The following is a 17371-nucleotide window of genomic DNA, read 5'->3' as shown; positions in this document are numbered from 1 at the left end:
CAAAAAAGGCGCAAAAAAGAAAGCCCCATGTGGCGCATGGCAAAACCAACGGTTTGATGGGGCTTTTTTGAAAAAAGAAAAAGGCGTTATTTTCGGTCGGTTTTGGAGCGGACCCAGGCCGCCAGGATCACCAGCTCAAAGGCCAGAAAGGACCCGGTGGCCACGGTGAGGGCGCCCTCCGGAGAGAGTCCGTTCAAAAGGTCGTGGAACAGGGCCGCCCAGACCAGATACAGCAAAACAACACCCAGACCGGCCAGGATGGGAAACAGCAGCTTCATGGTGGGGGCCTCCTCGTGCCGGCCGGCAATCACTTTAAGTATTTTTCCAGATAGTTGGAACTGGTGGGGCCGCTGGTACTTTTCAGCACAAAGCGCTCGCCCTCCAGCTCCAGCTTGGCGGCGGCGCAGTTGCCCAGGCCCACGCTCCAGTAGTCCTTCATATCAAGGCCCAGCTCGGCGGTGAGCAGGGCGTGCAGCGCTGCGCCGTGGCTCACGGCCAGCACGGTCTGGCCCCGGTGAGCCTGTTTCACGTAAGCCGTAAAATCGCTCACCCGTGCCATCAGATCGGGCAGGCTCTCGCCGCCCGGGGCGGGCACAAAGTGGGCCGGGTCCGCGAAGAAGGGGGCGAAGTCCTCGCCCAGGGTGCGGGGGGCCTGGCCCTCCCAGTCGCCGAAGGCGATTTCCTTGATGCGCTCGTCGGTGCGCACCTTGTCGGCGGGCCAGCCGCTCACCAGCATGGCGGTCTCCACCGCGCGGCTTAACGGGCTGGAGTATACCGCGTCAAACTGTACACCGGAAAGCCGCTGCCGGGCTTCCTCGGCCTGGCTGCGGCCGGTGTCGTTCAAAGGGATGTCCGTCTGGCCCTGCAGACGGCCCGCCAGGTTCCAGTCGGTCTGGCCGTGGCGTACAAGATAAAGCCGTGTAGGCTGCATGGGAAATTCCACTTCCTTCTATATAGTATAAGGGCGGCGGGGAAAGCGGGGGGAGGAAAGGGCAAAATTACCACTTGGCCCTCGTCTCCACCACCTTGCCCGCGATGAACAGCTGGTTCAGCTCTTCGCCGCGGATCACCTTTTCCTCATAGGCCGGGTTGAAGGGCTGCAGAATCACCGCGTTGCCCCGCTGAATGTACTTTTTCAGGGTGCCTTCCCCCTCGCCGAAGACCATCACGCCCAGGTCGCCGTTTTCCAGGGTGGGCTGGCGGTGCACCAGGGCCAGGTCGCCGTCCTGGATGCGGGGTTCCATGCTGTCGCCCTTGACCACCAGATAAAAATAGTTGGCGGGGTCCTTCACGCAGGCGTATTCCACCCCGTAGTCCTCCTCAAAGGCCAGCGAACCGTAGCCCGCGCGCACGGTGCCGATCACCGGGATGGGGCTTTCCGCATAGGGCAGGGAAGGGGCCGCGGGCTCGGCGGGCTGCTCGCTGATGCCCAGCAGGTAATCCGCCGAGGTTTCCAGCAGCTCGGCCAGCCGGGCCAGGGTGGCAGGGTCCGGCGAGGAGCGGCCGGTCTCCCATTTGCCCACCGCCTGCTGGGTCACGCCCAGATGTTCGGAAAGGCTTTTCTGGCTCAGGCCCATCTCCTTGCGCAGCTGCTTCAAGCGTTGTGGGAACATGTGTGAACACTCCTTTCTTGCTGGTTTCATTATACAACTAAAAATTGTTCTTGTAAATAAAATACGCGAAAAAGTTGTGAAAATACCATTGACAACAACTGATAGTTGTTGTAGAATGAAGCCACAACAAACAGGCAGGCCACAAAACGCGGGCCGTCAGTGCAAAGGAGCGGTTTGAGATGAAACGAATGATTTGTGATTCCATGCTGGTGCTGGACGCTCTGGCCTTCGTTGTGGTGGTGGGCGCGGCGATAGAGGGCACCATGCCCCTGGCGGCCGCGCTGGGCCTGTTGGCCGTGCTGGCCGGTGGGATGCGCGGCATCGTCCGGCTGGAGCAGCCCCGGGCAGTCTGCCGGGTGCGTCGCGGGCGGGGACGTTACCGCCGCCCTGCTCCCCGCCCCCGGAAGGCCGAGGCGCTGCGGGCGGCCTGAACAAAGGCGTTCGGTGTGCCTCGCGCCCCCCTTTGCGGGGCACACCGGCGCTTTTTTAAAAAACGTTCGATTTTTTAAAAAAGATGGTTGACAAACCCGTGACCCTGTGATAACATAGATAACGCACTAGCGATGGCGTGTGTGATGGCCACTCTTGGAGAGGTGTCCGAGTGGTTTAAGGAGCCGGTCTTGAAAACCGGTGACCCGCAAGGGCCGTGGGTTCGAATCCCACCCTCTCCGCCATTTTACAATTTCATATTTTGATATGGACTTTGCTCTGGAGAAGTACTCAAGAGGTCGAAGAGGCGCCCCTGCTAAGGGCGTAGGTCGGGAAACCGGCGCGAGGGTTCAAATCCCTCCTTCTCCGCCAGAACAGCCGCTCGGATTTTTCGAGCGGCTGTTATTTTTTCAGAAGTTCCGGTCAGGTGTGGGATTTGAACCCGAAGCGCCGGGGACCGGCGGGGGTGCGGGGTTCGACCGCCGCCAGTGGCGGAAACAGGGAGAAGCCCGCACCGCAGCGGTCGGAACGCGGCAAGGCGGCCTGGTCCGCCGCAGACCGGGTTCCGGGCACCGCAAGGGGGCCTGCGAAGCAGGTTCAAATCCCTCCTTCTCCGCCAAAAACCCCGAACGCATTTGCGTTCGGGGTTTTCCTTTTTCACTCTTCACTTTTCACTCTTCACTGAAGGCTGCCCGCCGCAGGGGAATGAATAGTGAATAGTGAATAAGGAAGCGCCGGAACAGGGAAATGGTCATCTGACCGAGGAACGTGCGGTATTTTTGGCACTTTACAATATTAACAAAAAAACATCATACTTCCATACTGGAATTGGTTATAAAATCAGGTGCGCTTGTATTGGAAGCCATCTGTACTCTGCGGACGGTGTTCCGCGCAAATTTCAGAAAAGAGGTTGTAACGATGAAAGGTTATGCAGTACTGGCTCCGGGCGAACATGGCTGGCTGGAGCGTGAAAAACCGACGGCTGGGCCGATGGATGCGGTGGTGCGTCCCATTGCGGTGGCGCCCTGCTCCTCCGATACCCACACCATGCACATGGGTTCCACCACCGGCAGCCCGGTGATCCTGGGGCACGAAGCGGTGGCCGAGGTGGTGGAGGTGGGCGCTCTGGTGCGCGGCTTCCGCCCGGGTGACATCGTGGTGGTACCCTGCGTCACCCCCGACTGGGAAGCGCCTGCCCTGCAGCAGCGCGGCGCGAACAATGCCCATGACTATGCCAGCATGGCCAGCTTCAAATATCTGACCCAGAAGGACGGCGTGTTTGCGGAATTTTTCCACGTGAACAACGCGGACGCCAACCTGGTGCTGCTGCCGAAGGACGTGAGCGTGGACGCCGCCCTGATGACCGTCGATATGATGAGCACCGGTTTCTACGGTGCGGAAATGGCCGATATCCAGCTGGGTGACACCGTGGTCGTGTTCGGCATCGGCCCGGTGGGCCTGATGGCGGTGGCCGGTGCCCGGCTGCGGGGGGCGGGCCGCATCATCGGCATCGGCACCCGGCCCAACTGCGCGGAGCTGGCACGGGAATACGGCGCAACCGACATCGTGAGCTACAAGGACGGCGATGTGGTGCAGCAGATCCTGGAGCTGGAGGGCGGCAAGGTGGACCGTGCGATCCTGGCAGGCGGAGACGCTTCCACTCTGAATCAGGCGCTGTCGGTTGTGAAGTCCAACGGTGTGGTCTCCAATGTCACCTTCCTGGACCCCACCGACACCTACCACATTCCCGCTCCGCTTTGGGGACTGGGTATGTCGGATATTTCGATCCGCGGCGGCTTCTGCCCGGGCGGCGCTTACCGCATCCAGAAGATGCTCCGTCTGATCCAGAACGGCCGGGTCGCACCGGAAAAGATGCTCAACTACCAGTACGATGGATTCGACAAGATCCCGGAAGCCTTCGTGGCCATGGACCAGAAGCCCCGTGATCTGATCAAGCCGGTGGTGCACATCCAGTGGTAAGCAGCTGGAGCACAGCGCCCGGCAGATAAAACAGCAGAAGGACGCGTCAGGCCGTATTTCGCCTGCCGCGTCCTTTTTTATGCCGGAAATGTAATGCTTGCGGGGTGTGGCGTTTGGTCCCGCAGCCGCGCCCTGTTTTTCCACACATTGGTGGCCGTTCTGTGGAAAATCCGCCGCCGGAAGGATGCGAAATGCACCCCAAAAACCGGGCGCTCCGGGCACGGGTGGAAACAGCCTGCGAAAAAAATACCGGTATCGCCTGCAAAATCACCAGTAGATTTGCGCCTTTTGTGCCAAAATAGCAGCAGTTCGTGAAAAATAAAGCCATTTTGCGCAATTTGATGTACTTTACTGCAAAGAGTAGTGTATAATGTACAGCAGGATTCTTTCAACCTTATTTATAGATTATAAAATTGCAGGGGGCCGAACGCCGGTGTGGCCGTTTGGTGGGCAAAGGCGCCCTGCAGGGGAAAGCGAGAGGTATAGTTTAACATGGACCAGACCAACGCCAAGCGTAAAATCATGGTGATCGGCCACCGCAACCCGGACACGGACTCCATCTGCTCGGCCATTGCCTATTCCAATCTGAAGAATAAGACCGTGGGCCCCTGGCATGAAGCCTGCCGCGCGGGCGAGATCAACCAGGAGACCGCCTTCGTGCTCAAGCGTTTCGGCGCCAAGACCCCCCGCCGCTGCCTGAACGTGAGCGCTCAGGTGCAAGACATCGACATCCGCCCCGTGCCCGGCATTCTGGGCGACACCACCATGCGCCGCGCCTGGGAAACCATGCGCGACACCCAGGCCAACAGCCAGCCCGTGGTGGACGAGAAGGGCATGCTGCAGGGCCTGATCACCCTGGGCGATCTGGCTGTGGCCAACATGGACAGCCTGGACACCCATGCCCTGAGCAACGCCCGCACTCCCATCAAGAACGTGGTGGAGGTCCTGGGCGGCACCGTGCTGGCCGGCGATGATTCCGGCTACTTCGAGAGCGGCAAGATCGTGATCGGCGCCTCCAGCCCCGACGTGCTGGAGAACACCATGGAAGCCGGCGACATCGTGCTGGTGGCCAACCGCTACGAGACCCAGCTGTGCGCCATCGAGATGGGCGCCGCCTGCGTGGTGGTGTGCATGGAGCCCACCGTGGCCAAGACCATCGTCAAGCTGGCCAACGAGCGCGGCTGCCTGCTGATCAGCAGCCCCTACGATACCTACGCCGTTTCCTGCCTGATCAAGCAGAGCGTGCCCGTAAGCACCCACATGACCCCCCGCGAGAAGCTGCGCACCTTCCTGCCCAGCACCCCCGTGGACGAGGTGAAGAAGGTCATGAGTAAGGTGCGTGACAACTACTTCCCCGTGCACACCAACTCCGGCAAGTATCTGGGCCTGATCAGCCGCCGTAACCTGCTGAATCTGCAGCGCAAGCAGCTGATCCTGGTGGACCACAACGAAAAGACCCAGTGCGTGGACGGCTGGGAAGAGGCCGACATCCTGGAGGTGGTGGACCATCACCGTCTGGGCAGCCTGGAGACCAGCCAGCCCGTGTTCTTCCGCAACCAGCCGGTGGGCTGCACCTGCACCATCGTGTACCAGATGTACCAGGAGCAGGGCGTGGAGATCGAGCCCCACATCGCGGGCCTGATGCTCAGCGCCATTCTGTCCGACACGCTGTGCTTCCGTTCTCCCACCTGCACCCCCGTGGACGAGGCTGCCGCCCGTGAGCTGGCAAAGATCGTCGGGGTCGAGCCCGAGGAGCTGGCCAACGAGATCTTCGAGGCCGGTGAGAATCTGGAGGGCCGCGCCGCTGAGGATGTGTTCTTCCAGGACTTCAAGATCTTCACTCATGGCGACATCCGCTTCGGCGTGGGTCAGGGCAGCTACATGAGCGAGAAGAACCGCCAGCGCGCCGCTGAGCTGCTGCGTCCCTACCTGCCCGAGGCCCTCAAGCGCGAGGGTGTGCAGATGATCTTTTTCATGCTCACCAGCGTGAAGGATCAGTCCAGCAAGGTACTGTTCTGCGGCGAGGGCGCCGAGCAGCTGATCGGCACCGCCTTCCGCTGCGAGCGGGACACCGACGGCAGCGTGGTTCTGCCCGGCGTGGTCAGCCGCAAAAAGCAGATGATCCCCTCCATGCTGGAGACTCTGGCCCAGATGTGAGCCGGGCCGCCGCAGGGGAAAATCCCCGCTGCGTTTGCAAAATATCCATCCCCGCCGTCGGCTGAAACAGCCGGCGGCGGTCTTTTTTTGCAAAAGGGGCGAAAAACCGCCAAAAAGTATTAAATTATTGCTCCAAACCGCAAAAGAAAAATTGTAAACCGCGCGGGATTTTGATATGATTAAAATAACGCGATAAAACGCGGGAACAGGGGAGAAGTAAAACGTTGGCCCAGCGGACGGGCCGGTTCCCGCGGTTTGAGGAAGGAATGGAAAGAGGATGGAGTTTGTGCTGGGAACGGCGGCCTTTGCCGCCTTTTTTGCCTACGACGTAAACAGCGTTCGCCCGGTACGGCCCTGGTTCCACCGGCTGTTCGCGGTGGGCTGCGCGCTTCTGGCCGCGGCCACCGGACTGCTGGTGTGGAACTGCCGGGCCTTTTTTGCGTTCAGCGGCAGAGCGCTGGCGCTGGGGGCGCTGGCGGCGGTGTTTTTGGCCCTGATGGTCTACACCCTGTTTTTTGCGCTGCCCTTCAGCGCCACGTATCTGGAGGAAAACGCCCCCCGCAAGGCTTACACGGGGGGAATGTACGCGCTGTGCCGCCACCCCGGCGTGCTCTGGTTCGCCGGGGCGTATCTGTGTCTGGGGCTGCTGCTGGGCGCGCCCAAAGCGGCGGTGTTCGCCCTGGTCATGACCGGGCTGAACATCGCTTACGTTCTGTTTCAGGACTGCTGGACCTTTCCCAAAAGCTTTGTGAACTATGAGGAATACCGCCGCACCACGCCCTTTCTGCTGCCCACGCCGGGCAGCGCCGCGCGCTGCGTGCGGACCTGGAAGGGGGGCGCCGAGCAATGAGCCTGCAGGATAAGCTGGACCGTCAGGAGTACGACGAGGTCTGGAGCCAGTATTGCGGCTTTCTGGACCTGAGCATGGAAGAATACATGGCCATCCAGAAGCGGCTGATGGCCGAGCAGATTCAGCTGTGGAGCGGCTGCATGCTGGGGCAGTCCATCCTGAAGGGCAAAAAGCCCGCTACCATCGAGGAATTCCGCCGTATGGTGCCCCTGACCAGCTACGAGGACTACGCCGACATTCTGCTGCGCAAGAACGCCAGCATGCTGCCGGACAATCCGGTCATCTGGATCCAGACCACCTGGGAGGGCGGACGGCATCCCATCAAGCTGGCCCCCTACACCCGCAGCATGCTGGATACCTTCCGGGACAATGTGGTGGCCTGCCTGATTCTGAGCACCAGCCGCAAGAAGGGCAGCTTCAATGTGGACAAGACCGACAAGGTGCTCTACGGCCTGGCCCCGCTGCCCTACGCCACCGGCCTGTTCCCGCTGGCGCTGAACGAGGCCATCGACATCAAGTTCCTGCCCGCCGTGAAGGATGCGGTGAACATGAGCTTCAGCGAGCGCAACAAGCTGGGCTTCAAGATGGCCATGCAGCAGGACGTGGAATATTTCTTCGGTCTGGGCAGCGTGGCTTACGCGGTGAGCCAGAGCCTTTCCCAGATGGGCGGCAAGGCGAAGCTGAAGGCCGGCGACCTGCTCAAGTTCCGGCCGGATATGCTGCTGCGCATCGCCCGGGCCAAACAGCGCTGCAAAAAGGAAAACCGGCCCTTGAAGCCCCGGGACCTGTTCCATCTGAAGGGCTTCATGGTGGCGGGCACCGACAACCGCTGCTACAAGGACGATCTGGAGGAGCTGTGGGGCGTGCGGCCCATGGAGCTGTTCGCGGGCACCGAGCCCTCCATCATCGGCACCGAGACCTGGACCCGCAACGGCATGTATTTCTTCCCGGATACCTGCTTCTATGAATTTTTGCCCATTGCGGACACCATCCGCCTGATGGACGACCCGGACTACAAGCCCCGCACCTATCTGATGGACGAGGTGGTGCCCGGCGAGATCTACGAGATCGTGCTTACGGTGCTCAAGGGCGGCGCCTTCGCCCGCTACCGGGTGGGCGACACCTACCGCTGCGTGGGCCTTTCCAGCCGGGAGGACGGCACCAGCATCCCCCGGTTTGAATACGTGGACCGGGTGCCTGCCATCATCGACATCGCGGGCTTCACCCGCATTTCCGAGCAGGGCATCCAGAACGTGCTGGACCTGTCCGGCCTGCCGGTGGTGGGTTGGGTGGCCCTGAAGGAGTACACCGCCGAGAACCGGCCCTACTTCCATTTGTACGTGGAGGTGGAGAAGAGCGAGTTTTTGAACCGGGCGGTGAACACCCAGGTGCTGCGTGATCTTTTGACCACCTACTTCAAGTACACCGATCAGGACTATCGGGACCTGAAAAAGATCCTGGGGATGGACCCGCTGAAGGTGACCATCCTGCGCAGCGGCAGCTTTGCCGAATACTGCGCGGCCCACGGGCGGCCGCCCCGCCACATGAACCCGGACAACTACGCCATGGAGGCCCTGCTGCACAACCAGCGCGCCGGAACCTGGCGGCCGGGCAGGAGGTGATTCCAATGGACATGTACGGTTATATCTCGGCCATCGCCCTGTTCATCTACGCGGGCATCTTTCTGGTGGTGCTGGCCTCCCATAAGACCCGGGAGCTGTGGTCCTTTCTGTGGCTGCTGGTGACCATGGTCTGCTGGGCCGGCGGCTCCATGCTCATGCGCTGGCAGGTGGCGCCCTCCTATCAGGTGTGGTACCATGTGTCCATTGCCGGGCTGCTGCTCATGGCCTGCGCCTACTACCGCTTCCTGAGCGACTTTGTGGAACGGCCCGCCGGCGTGTGGGAGAAAATCTACTTACTGGTCATGGCGGGCATCATCGCGGTGAACGTGAAGACCGGCTTTTTCCTGGCCGCGCCCCAGCTTCTGGACCGGGGCGACGAGGTGGTGTTTGAATACACCATCACTTGGCCGGTGTGCTTTCTGTTTGTTGCGGTGGGCTGGGTCATGGCCCACAGCCTGTACCATCTGTGGAGCGCCTACCGGGAACGGCCTGCCTACCGGGGCCAGTTCCAGCCGGTGACCCAGGGCATCGTGGTGATGTTCGCCGGTCACGCGGCGCTGCTGCTGCCCATGTTCGCTGGCTTCCCCATCGACATTCTGGCCGGTGTGGGCAACGCGCTTTTGCTGTTTTACGCGCTGGTGAAAAAGCGGCTGTTCAAGCTGCGGCTGCTGGCCTCCGAGAGCGTGTGCTACATGGTGGGCCTGATGCTCACCTTCATCCTGTTCTATAACCTCAAGCCCTACCTGATGAAGCATCTGGAGGCGCTGGTGCCCGCCGCGGGCGACTACGAGGTGATTCTGTTCGCGGTCTTCTTCTTCGTGACCGCGGGCGTGTTCTCCTGGCTGTGGCGCAAGCTGGTGAACAACGTGTTCGTGCGGGAGGAGAACCGCCAGAGTGAGGCGCTGAACGAATACAGCACCGCTGTGGCGCGCTTTTTGAACGTGCAGGACATTCTGGAAAAGACCGTGGAGGTGATCCGGGAGGGAGCCAGCGTGGGCGGCGTGTACGTGTGCACCCGCAACGCGGCCACCGGCGACTACGACGCCCGCTACAGCGACCAGCCCTTGAACGATCTTTCCTTCTCCATCCGGGCGGACAGCCCGCTGGTGCGGGTGCTGCACCGCAGCCAGTGCGTCAGCTGGCGGCGGTTCGAGACCACCGTGGACTACAAGGCCATGTGGGACAGCGAGAAAAACCAGCTGCGCTATCTGCGGGTTGCAGGCGGCGTGGCCCTCACCGGCGAGGAGGGCGACATGCCCGGCCTGATTTTGGTGTCCGAGGGGCAGGGCAAGCACCGGGTCAGCGGTCAGGACATGCAGTGGATGCTGTCGGTGGCTTCGGTGGCGTCCATCGCCCTGAAAAACGCCGCCCTGTATGAGCAGGCCTACCACGAGGCCCGGGTGGACGATCTGACCGGTCTGTTGAACCGCAAGCACTTCTTGCAGGTGCTGGAGGAGCAGTTCGAGACCACCAAAGAGAGCACCCTGGCGCTGATGATCGTGAACGTGGACGACTTTAAGCTGTACAACCAGCTTTACGGCCAGAAAGAAGGCGACCTTGCCCTGCGCCGCATTGCGGACATCATCCGCAGCAGCGTGGGCGACAATGGTTTTGTGGCCCGCTACAGCGGCAAGGAATTTGCGGTGCTGCTGCCCCGTTACGACGTGCTGGCCACCCGCACCCTGGCGGAGTCCATCCGGGACCAGGTGTTCAACATGAACCGCCGCACCGTGGACCACAAGCTGAAGGTGCTGACCCTGAGCATCGGCATCAGCGCCGCCCCCTTTGACGCCTCCACCAGCCGGGAGCTGATGGACAACGCGGACATGGCGGTGTATCATGTAAAGCATAGTGGCAAAAACGGCATCGAGATCTTCCAGTCGGTGCTGCGCAAGGCGGACAGCGAGACCGAGAAGATGGACCACGCCCACATCTACCAGGAATACGAGCAGACGGTGCTGGCCCTGATGGCCGCCATCGACGCCAAGGACCACTACACTTTCAGCCATTCCCACAACGTGGCCTACTACGCCACCTCGCTGGCCGGGGCCGCAGGCCTGAACGCGGACATGATCGAGATCGTGCGCCAGGCGGCCCTGCTGCATGACATCGGCAAGATAGGCATCCCCGAGACGGTGCTGAACAAGAACGGCAAGCTCACCGAAGAGGAATATGAGCAGATGCAGGGCCACGTGGAGGCGGCGGTGGGCATCATCCGCTACCTGCCCGCTCTGGACTACATCATCCCGGCGGTGATCGGCCATCACGAGCGGTACGACGGCCGGGGCTATCCCCGGCGCATCGGCGGCGAGGACATCCCGCTGCTGGCGCGGATCCTGTGCATCGCCGACTCCTTCGACGCCATGACCAGCAAGCGCTGCTACAAAGAAGCGGTGAGCCTGGAGCGAGGCATCGAGATTCTCACCGAGGAGGCGGGCCGCCAGTTCGACCCCAAGCTCGTGCCGGTGTTCGTGGCCGAGCTGAAACGGGGCAGCATCCAGCTGGCCAGCCAGCATAAGAGCGCCGGCCAATAACGCAAACTGCCCATGGCTTTTTCCCCGTCCTTCGCGGCGGGGGAAAAGCCATTGCTGTTTTATCCCATGTCCGCAACATTTTGCCAAAAACGGAAAATCACAAGCAAGCGGCGCGCCGCCCTTTTGGGGTAGAATAAAAAGGGCAGCACCGAAAAGGAGGACCTACCATGGACAATATGACCTTTGAACAGGCCGAGCAGCTGCTCACCCCCGCCCAGAAGGACCGGATCGCCCGGTGCCTGTGGGAGGATCTGAAACTTCCCCAGGGGCTGAACGAGGTGGAAAAAGCCTTCGCCTTCGGCCTGTACACCTTCGTGCAGTATGAGGACAAGGGCGCGCTGCGCAGCTACTTTGTTTCCGAAGCAAGCCAGGCCGAACCGGAGCAGCCCGCCCCGGCCCCTGCGCCCCAGCGCCCGGAACCGGCTGCCCCTACTCCTATGCCCCAGCCGAAGCCGGAGCCGGTTGCCGAGCCCCGGATTGCCATGCCAAAACCCGAGACTCGCCCGGACGCGTGTGTAGAAAACTTTGATTTGTTGGAAAACAAACATACGGAACCGGTTGAAATCCGTTATACTCAGGCCGTACCCGAACCGAAGCCCACCCCCGCTGCCCCTCAAAAGGCCGCGCCGGTCCCGGGCGGGAAAAAAGGAGGACGGCCCATGTATCCCTACATCAAAAACATTCCCCACGAGCAGACGCAGGACCTGGCCGCGCTGGTGAGCGTGCAGCCGGGCCAGATCGTCAGCCGCACCCTGGCCCAGAACCCGGCGGTGAGTCTGACCCTGTTCGCCTTCGACGAGGGCGAGGAGATCAGCACCCATTCCTCCGAGGGTGACGCCATGGTGCAGGTGCTGGAGGGCGAGGGCCTGTTCACTGTGGACGGTGTTGAGCATACCGTCGCGGCCGGTCAGGTGCTGGTGATGCCCGCGGGCAAGCCCCACGCGGTGTACGCGCCCCGCAGCTTCAAGATGCTGCTCACCGTGGTGTTCCCCCGCAAGGATTGAGGAACCCCGAAACTTTGTTTTACCGCGGCCCGGCACAGGGAGGGAGAGAGCCCTGGGTCCCGCCGCGATAACGCCCAGCAATGGGCGGACCGATATTTATTCACCATCCAAATACAGGAGGGCACAGGCCAATGAGACAGGAATGGAAGGATTTTACCCCCGGCGTCTGGCAGAATGAGATCAACGTGCGGGACTTCATCCAGAAGAACTACACCCCCTACGAGGGCGACGAGAGCTTCTTGCAGGGTCCCACCAAGGAGACCGGCGAGCTGTGGGATCAGGTCATGGACCTGACCGCCAAGGAGCGGGAAGCCGGCGGCGTGCTGGACATGGACACCCGCGTCATCTCCACCATCACTTCCCACGGTCCCGGTTATCTGGACCAGGCGAAGGAGAAGATTGTGGGCTTCCAGACCGATAAGCCCTTTAAGCGCTCTTTGCAGCCCAACGGCGGCATCCGCATGGCTATGAAGGCCTGCGAGGACAACGGCTATCATGTGGACCCGGAAGTGGTGGAGATCTACACCAAATACCGCAAGACCCACAACGAGGGCGTGTTCGACGCTTACACTCCCGAGATGCGCGCCTGCCGCTCCAGCCACATCATCACCGGTCTGCCCGACGCCTACGGCCGCGGCCGCATCATCGGCGACTACCGCCGCGTGGCCCTGTACGGCGTGGACCGCCTGATCGAGGACAAGCAGAGCCAGAAGGACTCCACCCGCGTCATCATGTATTCCGACGTGATCCGTGAGCGCGAGGAGCTGAGCGAGCAGATCAAGGCTTTGAAGGAGCTGAAGGAGCTGGGCAAGATCTACGGCTTCGACATCTCCCAGCCCGCCAAGAACACCCAGGAGGCCATCCAGTGGCTGTACTTCGGCTATCTGGCCGCGGTGAAGGAGCAGAACGGCGCCGCCATGAGCCTGGGCCGCACCAGCACCTTCCTGGACATCTACGCCCAGCGCGACCTGGCCGACGGCACCTTCACCGAGAGCGAGATCCAGGAGATGGTGGACCACTTCATCATGAAGCTGCGTCTGGTCAAGTTTGCCCGTACCCCCGAGTACAACGCCCTGTTCAGCGGCGACCCCACCTGGGTCACTGAGTCCATCGGCGGCGTGGGCATCGACGGCCGGCCCCTGGTCACCAAGATGAGCTTCCGCTACCTGCACACTTTGGAGAACCTGGGCACCGCTCCCGAACCCAACATGACCGTGCTCTGGTCCACCCGGCTGCCCCTGGCCTTCAAGCGCTACTGCGCCAAGATGAGCATCGCCACCAGCTCCATCCAGTATGAGAACGACGACCTGATGCGGGTGACCCACGGCGACGACTACGCCATCGCCTGCTGCGTGTCCAGCATGCGGGTGGGCAAGGAGATGCAGTTCTTCGGCGCCCGCGCCAACCTGGCCAAGTGCCTGCTGTACGCCATCAACGGCGGCGTGGACGAGATCAGCAAGAAGCAGGTGGGCCCCCGCTTCCGCCCCATCACCGACGAGTACCTGAACTACGAGGACGTGATGCAGCGCTTTGACGACATGATGCAGTGGCTGGCCCGGGTGTATGTGAACGCGCTGAACATCATCCACTACATGCACGACAAGTACTGCTACGAGCGCATCCAGATGGCCCTGCACGACAAGGAGGTCACCCGCTGGTTTGCCACCGGCATCGCGGGCCTGTCCGTTGTGGCCGACTCTCTGAGCGCCATCAAGTACGCCAAGGTCAAGACCATCCGGGACGAGAACGGCATCGTGGTGGACTACGCGGTGGAGGGCGACTTCCCCAAGTACGGCAACGACGACGACCGTGTGGACCAGATCGCTCACGACATCGTGCATCGCTTCATGCAGCACATCAAGTCCAACCACACCTACCGTGGCGGCAAGCCCACCACCTCCATTTTGACCATCACCTCCAACGTGGTGTACGGCAAGAACACCGGTTCCACTCCGGACGGCCGCAAGGGCGGCGAGCCCTTCGCCCCCGGCGCCAACCCCATGCACCACCGTGACAGCCACGGTGCGGTGGCCTCCCTGAGCTCGGTGGCAAAGCTGCCCTTCAAGGATGCCCAGGACGGCATCTCCAACACCTTCTCCATCATCCCCGGCGCGCTGGGCAAGGAGGATCAGGTGTTCTTCGGCGAGATCGAGCTGGACATGCCCCACGACTGCGCCTGCTGCGAGCCCAATGTTGAATTGTAAGCGATAACTGCAAACAGGAAAAAGCAAGCAATCCCCGCCCGCTTTTTCAATTCCCCAAGTGAAAAGGAGTGTATTCACTATGAAGATCAGCGATTCTCAGATCGACAACCTGGTTGGCCTGCTGGACGGCTACGCCGAAAAGGGCGGCCATCACCTGAATGTGAACGTGTTCACCAAGGAGACCCTGCTGGACGCCCAGGCCCATCCCGAAAAGTACCCCCAGCTGACCGTGCGCGTGTCCGGCTACGCGGTGAACTTCAACAAGCTCACCAAGGAGCAGCAGGACGAGGTCATCAGCCGTACCTTCCACGAAGGCATGTAAGATGGAAGCTGAACAAACCGCGCCGCTCACCGGGCGCATCCATTCGGTGGAAAGCTTCGGCACCGTGGACGGGCCGGGCATCCGGTTCGTGGTGTTCTTTCAGGGCTGCCCCATGCGGTGCGCCTTCTGCCACAATCCGGACACCTGGGCCTTCACCGGCGGCCAGATGATGACCGCCGACGAGCTTCTGGACCAGTACGAGAAGAACAAGAGCTTTTATAAGGGCGGCGGCATCACCGCCACCGGCGGCGAACCGCTGGCCCAGCTGCCCTTTCTCACCGAGCTGTTCCAAAAGGCAAAGCAGCGGGGCATCCACACCTGCCTGGATTCCAGCGGCATCTTTTACACCGATAAGAAAAAGGACCAGTTCGCGGCCCTCTTTGCGGTCACCGACCTGGTGCTGCTGGACTTCAAGCACAGCGACGAGGCGGGCCACAAGGCTCTGACCGGCCAGCCCCAGGCCCCGGTTCTGGCCTTCGCCGCCGCGCTGGAGGCTGCGGGCGTGCCCATGGTGGCACGCCATGTGGTGGTGCCCGGCCGCACCGACGGCGAGGAGCATCTGCACCGGCTGGGCCGGATGCTGGGCGGCTACCGGAACCTGAAAGGGCTGGAGGTGCTGCCCTACCACACCATGGGCGTGAACAAGTACAAGGCCCTGGGCCTTGCTTATCCCCTGGAAGGGGTGCCCGCCCTGGAAAAGGCAGCCGCGGCCAACGCCCGGCAGATTCTGCTGGACGAGATCCGCGCCGTGCGTGCCGGACGGCCCAAGCCCTGACCGTTTCTTCAAAACAGAAAACTCCCCTCGAATGGCAAATTGCCGTTCGGGGGGAGTTTTTTGTTATTGAGATTTTCAGGGGCATTGCAGCCGCAGGCCCCGGCGCTGGGTGTAGTATTCCAGTGCGTCCCGCACCGTTTTTTCCGGCCAGCCGGTGGCCTCCGCCAGCTGCCAGGGTTCGGTGTAGCCGTCCGCCACCAGCTCCTGCAATTCCGAAAAGGGCAGGTAGTGCTCGTAGTGCCAGCGGTTGGCCCGGTCCTCGTGCTGGGCCACCAGCTCGAAGGGACTGTGCACCGCGTGGGTGGCCCCGGTGGCACAGTGGCCCACCTCATGGGCCAGCGCGGCGGCGTAGTCCGCCATGGTCTCGAACTGGTCAAAGTCCAGAAAAATGCCGTAGCGGCCGTCCATTTCCAGGGTGGCGGCGTCTGCAAAGCCGATGGAATAGGGGATCAGAGACACACCCAGATGGCGCGCGTCCTGATAAATCGTTGCCAATGATACCATGCGGCCCTCCCGGCGGTCAGTTCCCGCTGCCATGCTGCTGGGCCAGCTTGAACAGACGCGCCATTTCCAGTAATTTTTGCTTGTTTTCCTCGGTCAGGTCCTTGCTTTCGTTGTGCAAGGCATAGGTGAAGTCGTCGAAGGTGACGGTGGGCATGCCGTACAGATAGTTCATGTCCACCCCGAACAGGGCCGCGATGGCCTCCATAGTGGTGGTGTCCGGCTCGCGCTCGCCCCGCTCATACATGCTGATGGCGCTGCGGCTGATGCCCAGACGCTCGGCCAGCTGGGGCTGGGTGAGACCCTTTTGCAGCCGAAGCTGCTTTAAGATGGATGCAAATTGACCCATACGATCGACTCCTTTCCGGTTTCTGTATTGATGATAGCACGAAATGTGAATTTTGTAAAGAAAATATTCACAAAAGGTGTTGACACGATTCGTGAATTGATGTAGAATGAAGCCACCGAACAAACCGGAAGATTTTTCCATAAAATCCGGTTCGGTGTATTTTTTTATTTTATAAAGACACGAAACGTGACTTCATAAAAAGAATTATTTATTATACCACAAAAAGTGCCCGATAACTCGGGCCGCAAAGGAGGGCGATGCGGTGGGAAGCTGGCAGGGCCTCGGGCCGAACCGAGGCCGCTTTGTGAACGGGGCCGACGGCTTTGCCGTCGCCTGCCGGGGCTGCGGTATCCTGCAATGGGATGAGCGGGCGGCAGAGGCGGCGGAGTTCAGGGCCATGCTGGTGGAATGGTATTTTTCGGGCAACTGGATCTGGAAGGAGGAAACCGATGAACACGAAATGGACCTGGCGGGGCTGCGCGCACTGCCAATGGAAGCGGGACGGCGAGGGCAACTGCCTGCTGCCGGTATGTATGAAGCATGTGAAGAGCGGAAGGAAAAAGTACCATGAAAAACAGAACGGAGACCTTGGAATTTTTGCGCAGTTACCAGACCCAGCTGCACGAGGCGCGGCTGCTCAGCGAGCAGCTGCGGGAGCTGGAAGAGGTGGTCACCCGGATCACGCCTTACCTGAATCAGGGAGTGCAGGTGGTGCGGGGGCCGAATCTGCATAAGCTGGAGCAGAGCGTGGAGCGGCTGGAGGCGCTGCGGGGCGAATTGGCCCAGAAGCTGGACGCAGTGGCCCAGGCCCAGGCCCGGGTGGTGGTGGCCATCGAGCTGCTGGAGGACGAGCGTACCCGCCAGATGATGCGGGCGCGCTATCTGCTGGGCAAGACCTGGGTGGAAATCGGGCAGATGCTGGACATGGACGAGCGCTGGCTGCGCCGCCAGCACGCGCGGGCGCTGGAGCGCATCTGCGTGGAGGAGGCGCACCCGGAGGCATGAAACCGCGAAAAGCCCGGTCAAAAGGC

The 17371-nt window shown here is 61.4% G+C and carries 17 protein-coding genes and 2 tRNA genes; 14 read left to right on the top strand and 5 right to left on the bottom strand.

The window, feature by feature from the left end:
- Positions 1-86: 86 nt before the first annotated feature.
- The 3 genes from B5G03_RS00195 to B5G03_RS00185 all read right to left on the bottom strand — a co-directional run bounded on the left by B5G03_RS00195 (position 87) and on the right by B5G03_RS00185 (position 1613).
- Positions 87-278 carry a hypothetical protein gene (locus B5G03_RS00195; RefSeq protein WP_140401604.1) on the bottom strand — a complete coding sequence of 64 codons (192 nt, stop codon included), beginning with the start codon at positions 276-278 and terminating at the stop codon, positions 87-89.
- A gap of 29 nt (positions 279-307) precedes the next feature.
- Entirely contained in the window at positions 308-931 is a 624-nt protein-coding gene (locus tag B5G03_RS00190; protein ID WP_087179818.1) for a histidine phosphatase family protein, read from the bottom strand.
- Between the two features lie 67 nt (positions 932-998).
- The gene (locus B5G03_RS00185; protein ID WP_087179817.1) at positions 999-1613 is read right to left on the bottom strand and encodes a LexA family protein; all 615 of its coding nucleotides are present in this window, start codon (positions 1611-1613) and stop codon (positions 999-1001) included.
- Positions 1614-1792: 179 nt separating this feature from the next.
- Here B5G03_RS00185 and B5G03_RS00180 point away from each other — a divergent pair, with 179 nt between their 5' ends.
- From B5G03_RS00180 to pflA, 12 genes are all read left to right on the top strand, one after another.
- Positions 1793-2044 (top strand): hypothetical protein, encoded by a 252-nt coding sequence (locus B5G03_RS00180; RefSeq protein ID WP_087179816.1) that lies wholly within the window; start codon positions 1793-1795, stop codon positions 2042-2044.
- A 156-nt stretch (positions 2045-2200) separates the two neighbouring features.
- Positions 2201-2287: transfer RNA gene (locus B5G03_RS00175), tRNA-Ser, on the top strand.
- Between the two features lie 36 nt (positions 2288-2323).
- Positions 2324-2414: transfer RNA gene (locus B5G03_RS00170), tRNA-Ser, on the top strand.
- 546 nt (positions 2415-2960) lie between these two features.
- Positions 2961-4022 carry a zinc-binding dehydrogenase gene (locus tag B5G03_RS00165; RefSeq protein ID WP_087179815.1) on the top strand — a complete coding sequence of 354 codons (1062 nt, stop codon included), beginning with the start codon at positions 2961-2963 and terminating at the stop codon, positions 4020-4022.
- A gap of 492 nt (positions 4023-4514) precedes the next feature.
- On the top strand, positions 4515-6179 hold the full coding sequence (locus B5G03_RS00160; RefSeq protein ID WP_087179814.1) for a putative manganese-dependent inorganic diphosphatase: 1665 nt from the start codon (positions 4515-4517) through the stop codon (positions 6177-6179).
- Between the two features lie 277 nt (positions 6180-6456).
- Positions 6457-7029, top strand: a complete 573-nt coding sequence (locus tag B5G03_RS00155) for a hypothetical protein (protein ID WP_087179813.1) — start codon at positions 6457-6459, stop codon at positions 7027-7029.
- Positions 7026-8651: a GH3 family acyl-acid amido synthetase gene (locus B5G03_RS00150; RefSeq protein ID WP_087179812.1), complete on the top strand. Its 1626-nt coding sequence runs from the start codon at positions 7026-7028 to the stop codon at positions 8649-8651. The genes B5G03_RS00155 and B5G03_RS00150 overlap by 4 nt, the downstream gene beginning before the upstream one ends.
- 5 nt (positions 8652-8656) lie before the next feature.
- A complete protein-coding gene (locus B5G03_RS00145) occupies positions 8657-11185 on the top strand; it encodes a diguanylate cyclase domain-containing protein (RefSeq protein ID WP_087179811.1) in 2529 nt (842 codons plus the stop codon).
- Between the two features lie 167 nt (positions 11186-11352).
- Positions 11353-12189, top strand: coding sequence for a cupin domain-containing protein (locus B5G03_RS18105; RefSeq protein WP_481808398.1), 837 nt, complete (start codon positions 11353-11355; stop codon positions 12187-12189).
- A gap of 131 nt (positions 12190-12320) precedes the next feature.
- Positions 12321-14393 carry a formate C-acetyltransferase gene (gene pflB / locus B5G03_RS00135; protein ID WP_087179810.1) on the top strand — a complete coding sequence of 691 codons (2073 nt, stop codon included), beginning with the start codon at positions 12321-12323 and terminating at the stop codon, positions 14391-14393.
- A 79-nt stretch (positions 14394-14472) separates the two neighbouring features.
- On the top strand, positions 14473-14715 hold the full coding sequence (gene grcA3 / locus B5G03_RS00130) for an autonomous glycyl radical cofactor GrcA3 (RefSeq protein WP_058964204.1): 243 nt from the start codon (positions 14473-14475) through the stop codon (positions 14713-14715).
- A 1-nt stretch (position 14716) separates the two neighbouring features.
- Entirely contained in the window at positions 14717-15490 is a 774-nt protein-coding gene (gene pflA / locus B5G03_RS00125; protein ID WP_087179809.1) for a pyruvate formate-lyase-activating protein, read from the top strand.
- A gap of 75 nt (positions 15491-15565) precedes the next feature.
- Here the strand turns inward: pflA and B5G03_RS00120 are convergent, their stop codons facing one another.
- Positions 15566-16027, bottom strand: coding sequence for a hypothetical protein (locus B5G03_RS00120; RefSeq protein ID WP_087179808.1), 462 nt, complete (start codon positions 16025-16027; stop codon positions 15566-15568).
- A complete protein-coding gene (locus tag B5G03_RS00115; protein WP_087179807.1) occupies positions 16011-16340 on the bottom strand; it encodes a helix-turn-helix domain-containing protein in 330 nt (109 codons plus the stop codon). Before B5G03_RS00115 ends, B5G03_RS00120 begins: the two co-directional genes overlap by 17 nt.
- Positions 16341-16602: 262 nt before the next feature.
- Here B5G03_RS00115 and B5G03_RS00110 point away from each other — a divergent pair, with 262 nt between their 5' ends.
- Together B5G03_RS00110 and B5G03_RS00105 are read left to right on the top strand one after the other, a co-directional pair.
- Complete coding sequence (locus tag B5G03_RS00110; protein WP_087179806.1) at positions 16603-16911, top strand: hypothetical protein; 309 nt, start codon at positions 16603-16605, stop codon at positions 16909-16911.
- Positions 16908-17345, top strand: a complete 438-nt coding sequence (locus B5G03_RS00105) for a hypothetical protein (RefSeq protein ID WP_087179805.1) — start codon at positions 16908-16910, stop codon at positions 17343-17345. Before B5G03_RS00110 ends, B5G03_RS00105 begins: the two co-directional genes overlap by 4 nt.
- Positions 17346-17371 lie beyond the last annotated feature (26 nt).

This window comes from Gemmiger sp. An50, from assembly GCF_002161595.1.
GTDB lineage: Bacteria > Bacillota > Clostridia > Oscillospirales > Ruminococcaceae > Allofournierella.
This window is presented reverse-complemented; position numbering and strand designations above follow the sequence as displayed.

Excerpts from the sequence above, each read along its gene's own strand:
- pflA (WP_087179809.1), top strand. The coding sequence starts at position 14,717 with ATGGAAGCTGAACAAACCGCGCCGCTCACCGGGCGCATCCATTCGGTG.
- B5G03_RS00105 (WP_087179805.1), top strand. The coding sequence starts at position 16,908 with ATGAAAAACAGAACGGAGACCTTGGAATTTTTGCGCAGTTACCAGACC.
- grcA3 (WP_058964204.1), top strand. The coding sequence starts at position 14,473 with ATGAAGATCAGCGATTCTCAGATCGACAACCTGGTTGGCCTGCTGGAC.
- B5G03_RS00120 (WP_087179808.1), bottom strand. The coding sequence starts at position 16,027 with ATGGCAGCGGGAACTGACCGCCGGGAGGGCCGCATGGTATCATTGGCA.
- B5G03_RS00180 (WP_087179816.1), top strand. The coding sequence starts at position 1,793 with ATGAAACGAATGATTTGTGATTCCATGCTGGTGCTGGACGCTCTGGCC.
- B5G03_RS00115 (WP_087179807.1), bottom strand. The coding sequence starts at position 16,340 with ATGGGTCAATTTGCATCCATCTTAAAGCAGCTTCGGCTGCAAAAGGGT.
- B5G03_RS00195 (WP_140401604.1), bottom strand. The coding sequence starts at position 278 with ATGAAGCTGCTGTTTCCCATCCTGGCCGGTCTGGGTGTTGTTTTGCTG.
- B5G03_RS00150 (WP_087179812.1), top strand. The coding sequence starts at position 7,026 with ATGAGCCTGCAGGATAAGCTGGACCGTCAGGAGTACGACGAGGTCTGG.
- B5G03_RS00165 (WP_087179815.1), top strand. The coding sequence starts at position 2,961 with ATGAAAGGTTATGCAGTACTGGCTCCGGGCGAACATGGCTGGCTGGAG.
- B5G03_RS00190 (WP_087179818.1), bottom strand. The coding sequence starts at position 931 with ATGCAGCCTACACGGCTTTATCTTGTACGCCACGGCCAGACCGACTGG.
- B5G03_RS00155 (WP_087179813.1), top strand. The coding sequence starts at position 6,457 with ATGGAGTTTGTGCTGGGAACGGCGGCCTTTGCCGCCTTTTTTGCCTAC.
- B5G03_RS00185 (WP_087179817.1), bottom strand. The coding sequence starts at position 1,613 with ATGTTCCCACAACGCTTGAAGCAGCTGCGCAAGGAGATGGGCCTGAGC.
- pflB (WP_087179810.1), top strand. The coding sequence starts at position 12,321 with ATGAGACAGGAATGGAAGGATTTTACCCCCGGCGTCTGGCAGAATGAG.
- B5G03_RS18105 (WP_481808398.1), top strand. The coding sequence starts at position 11,353 with ATGGACAATATGACCTTTGAACAGGCCGAGCAGCTGCTCACCCCCGCC.
- B5G03_RS00160 (WP_087179814.1), top strand. The coding sequence starts at position 4,515 with ATGGACCAGACCAACGCCAAGCGTAAAATCATGGTGATCGGCCACCGC.
- B5G03_RS00145 (WP_087179811.1), top strand. The coding sequence starts at position 8,657 with ATGGACATGTACGGTTATATCTCGGCCATCGCCCTGTTCATCTACGCG.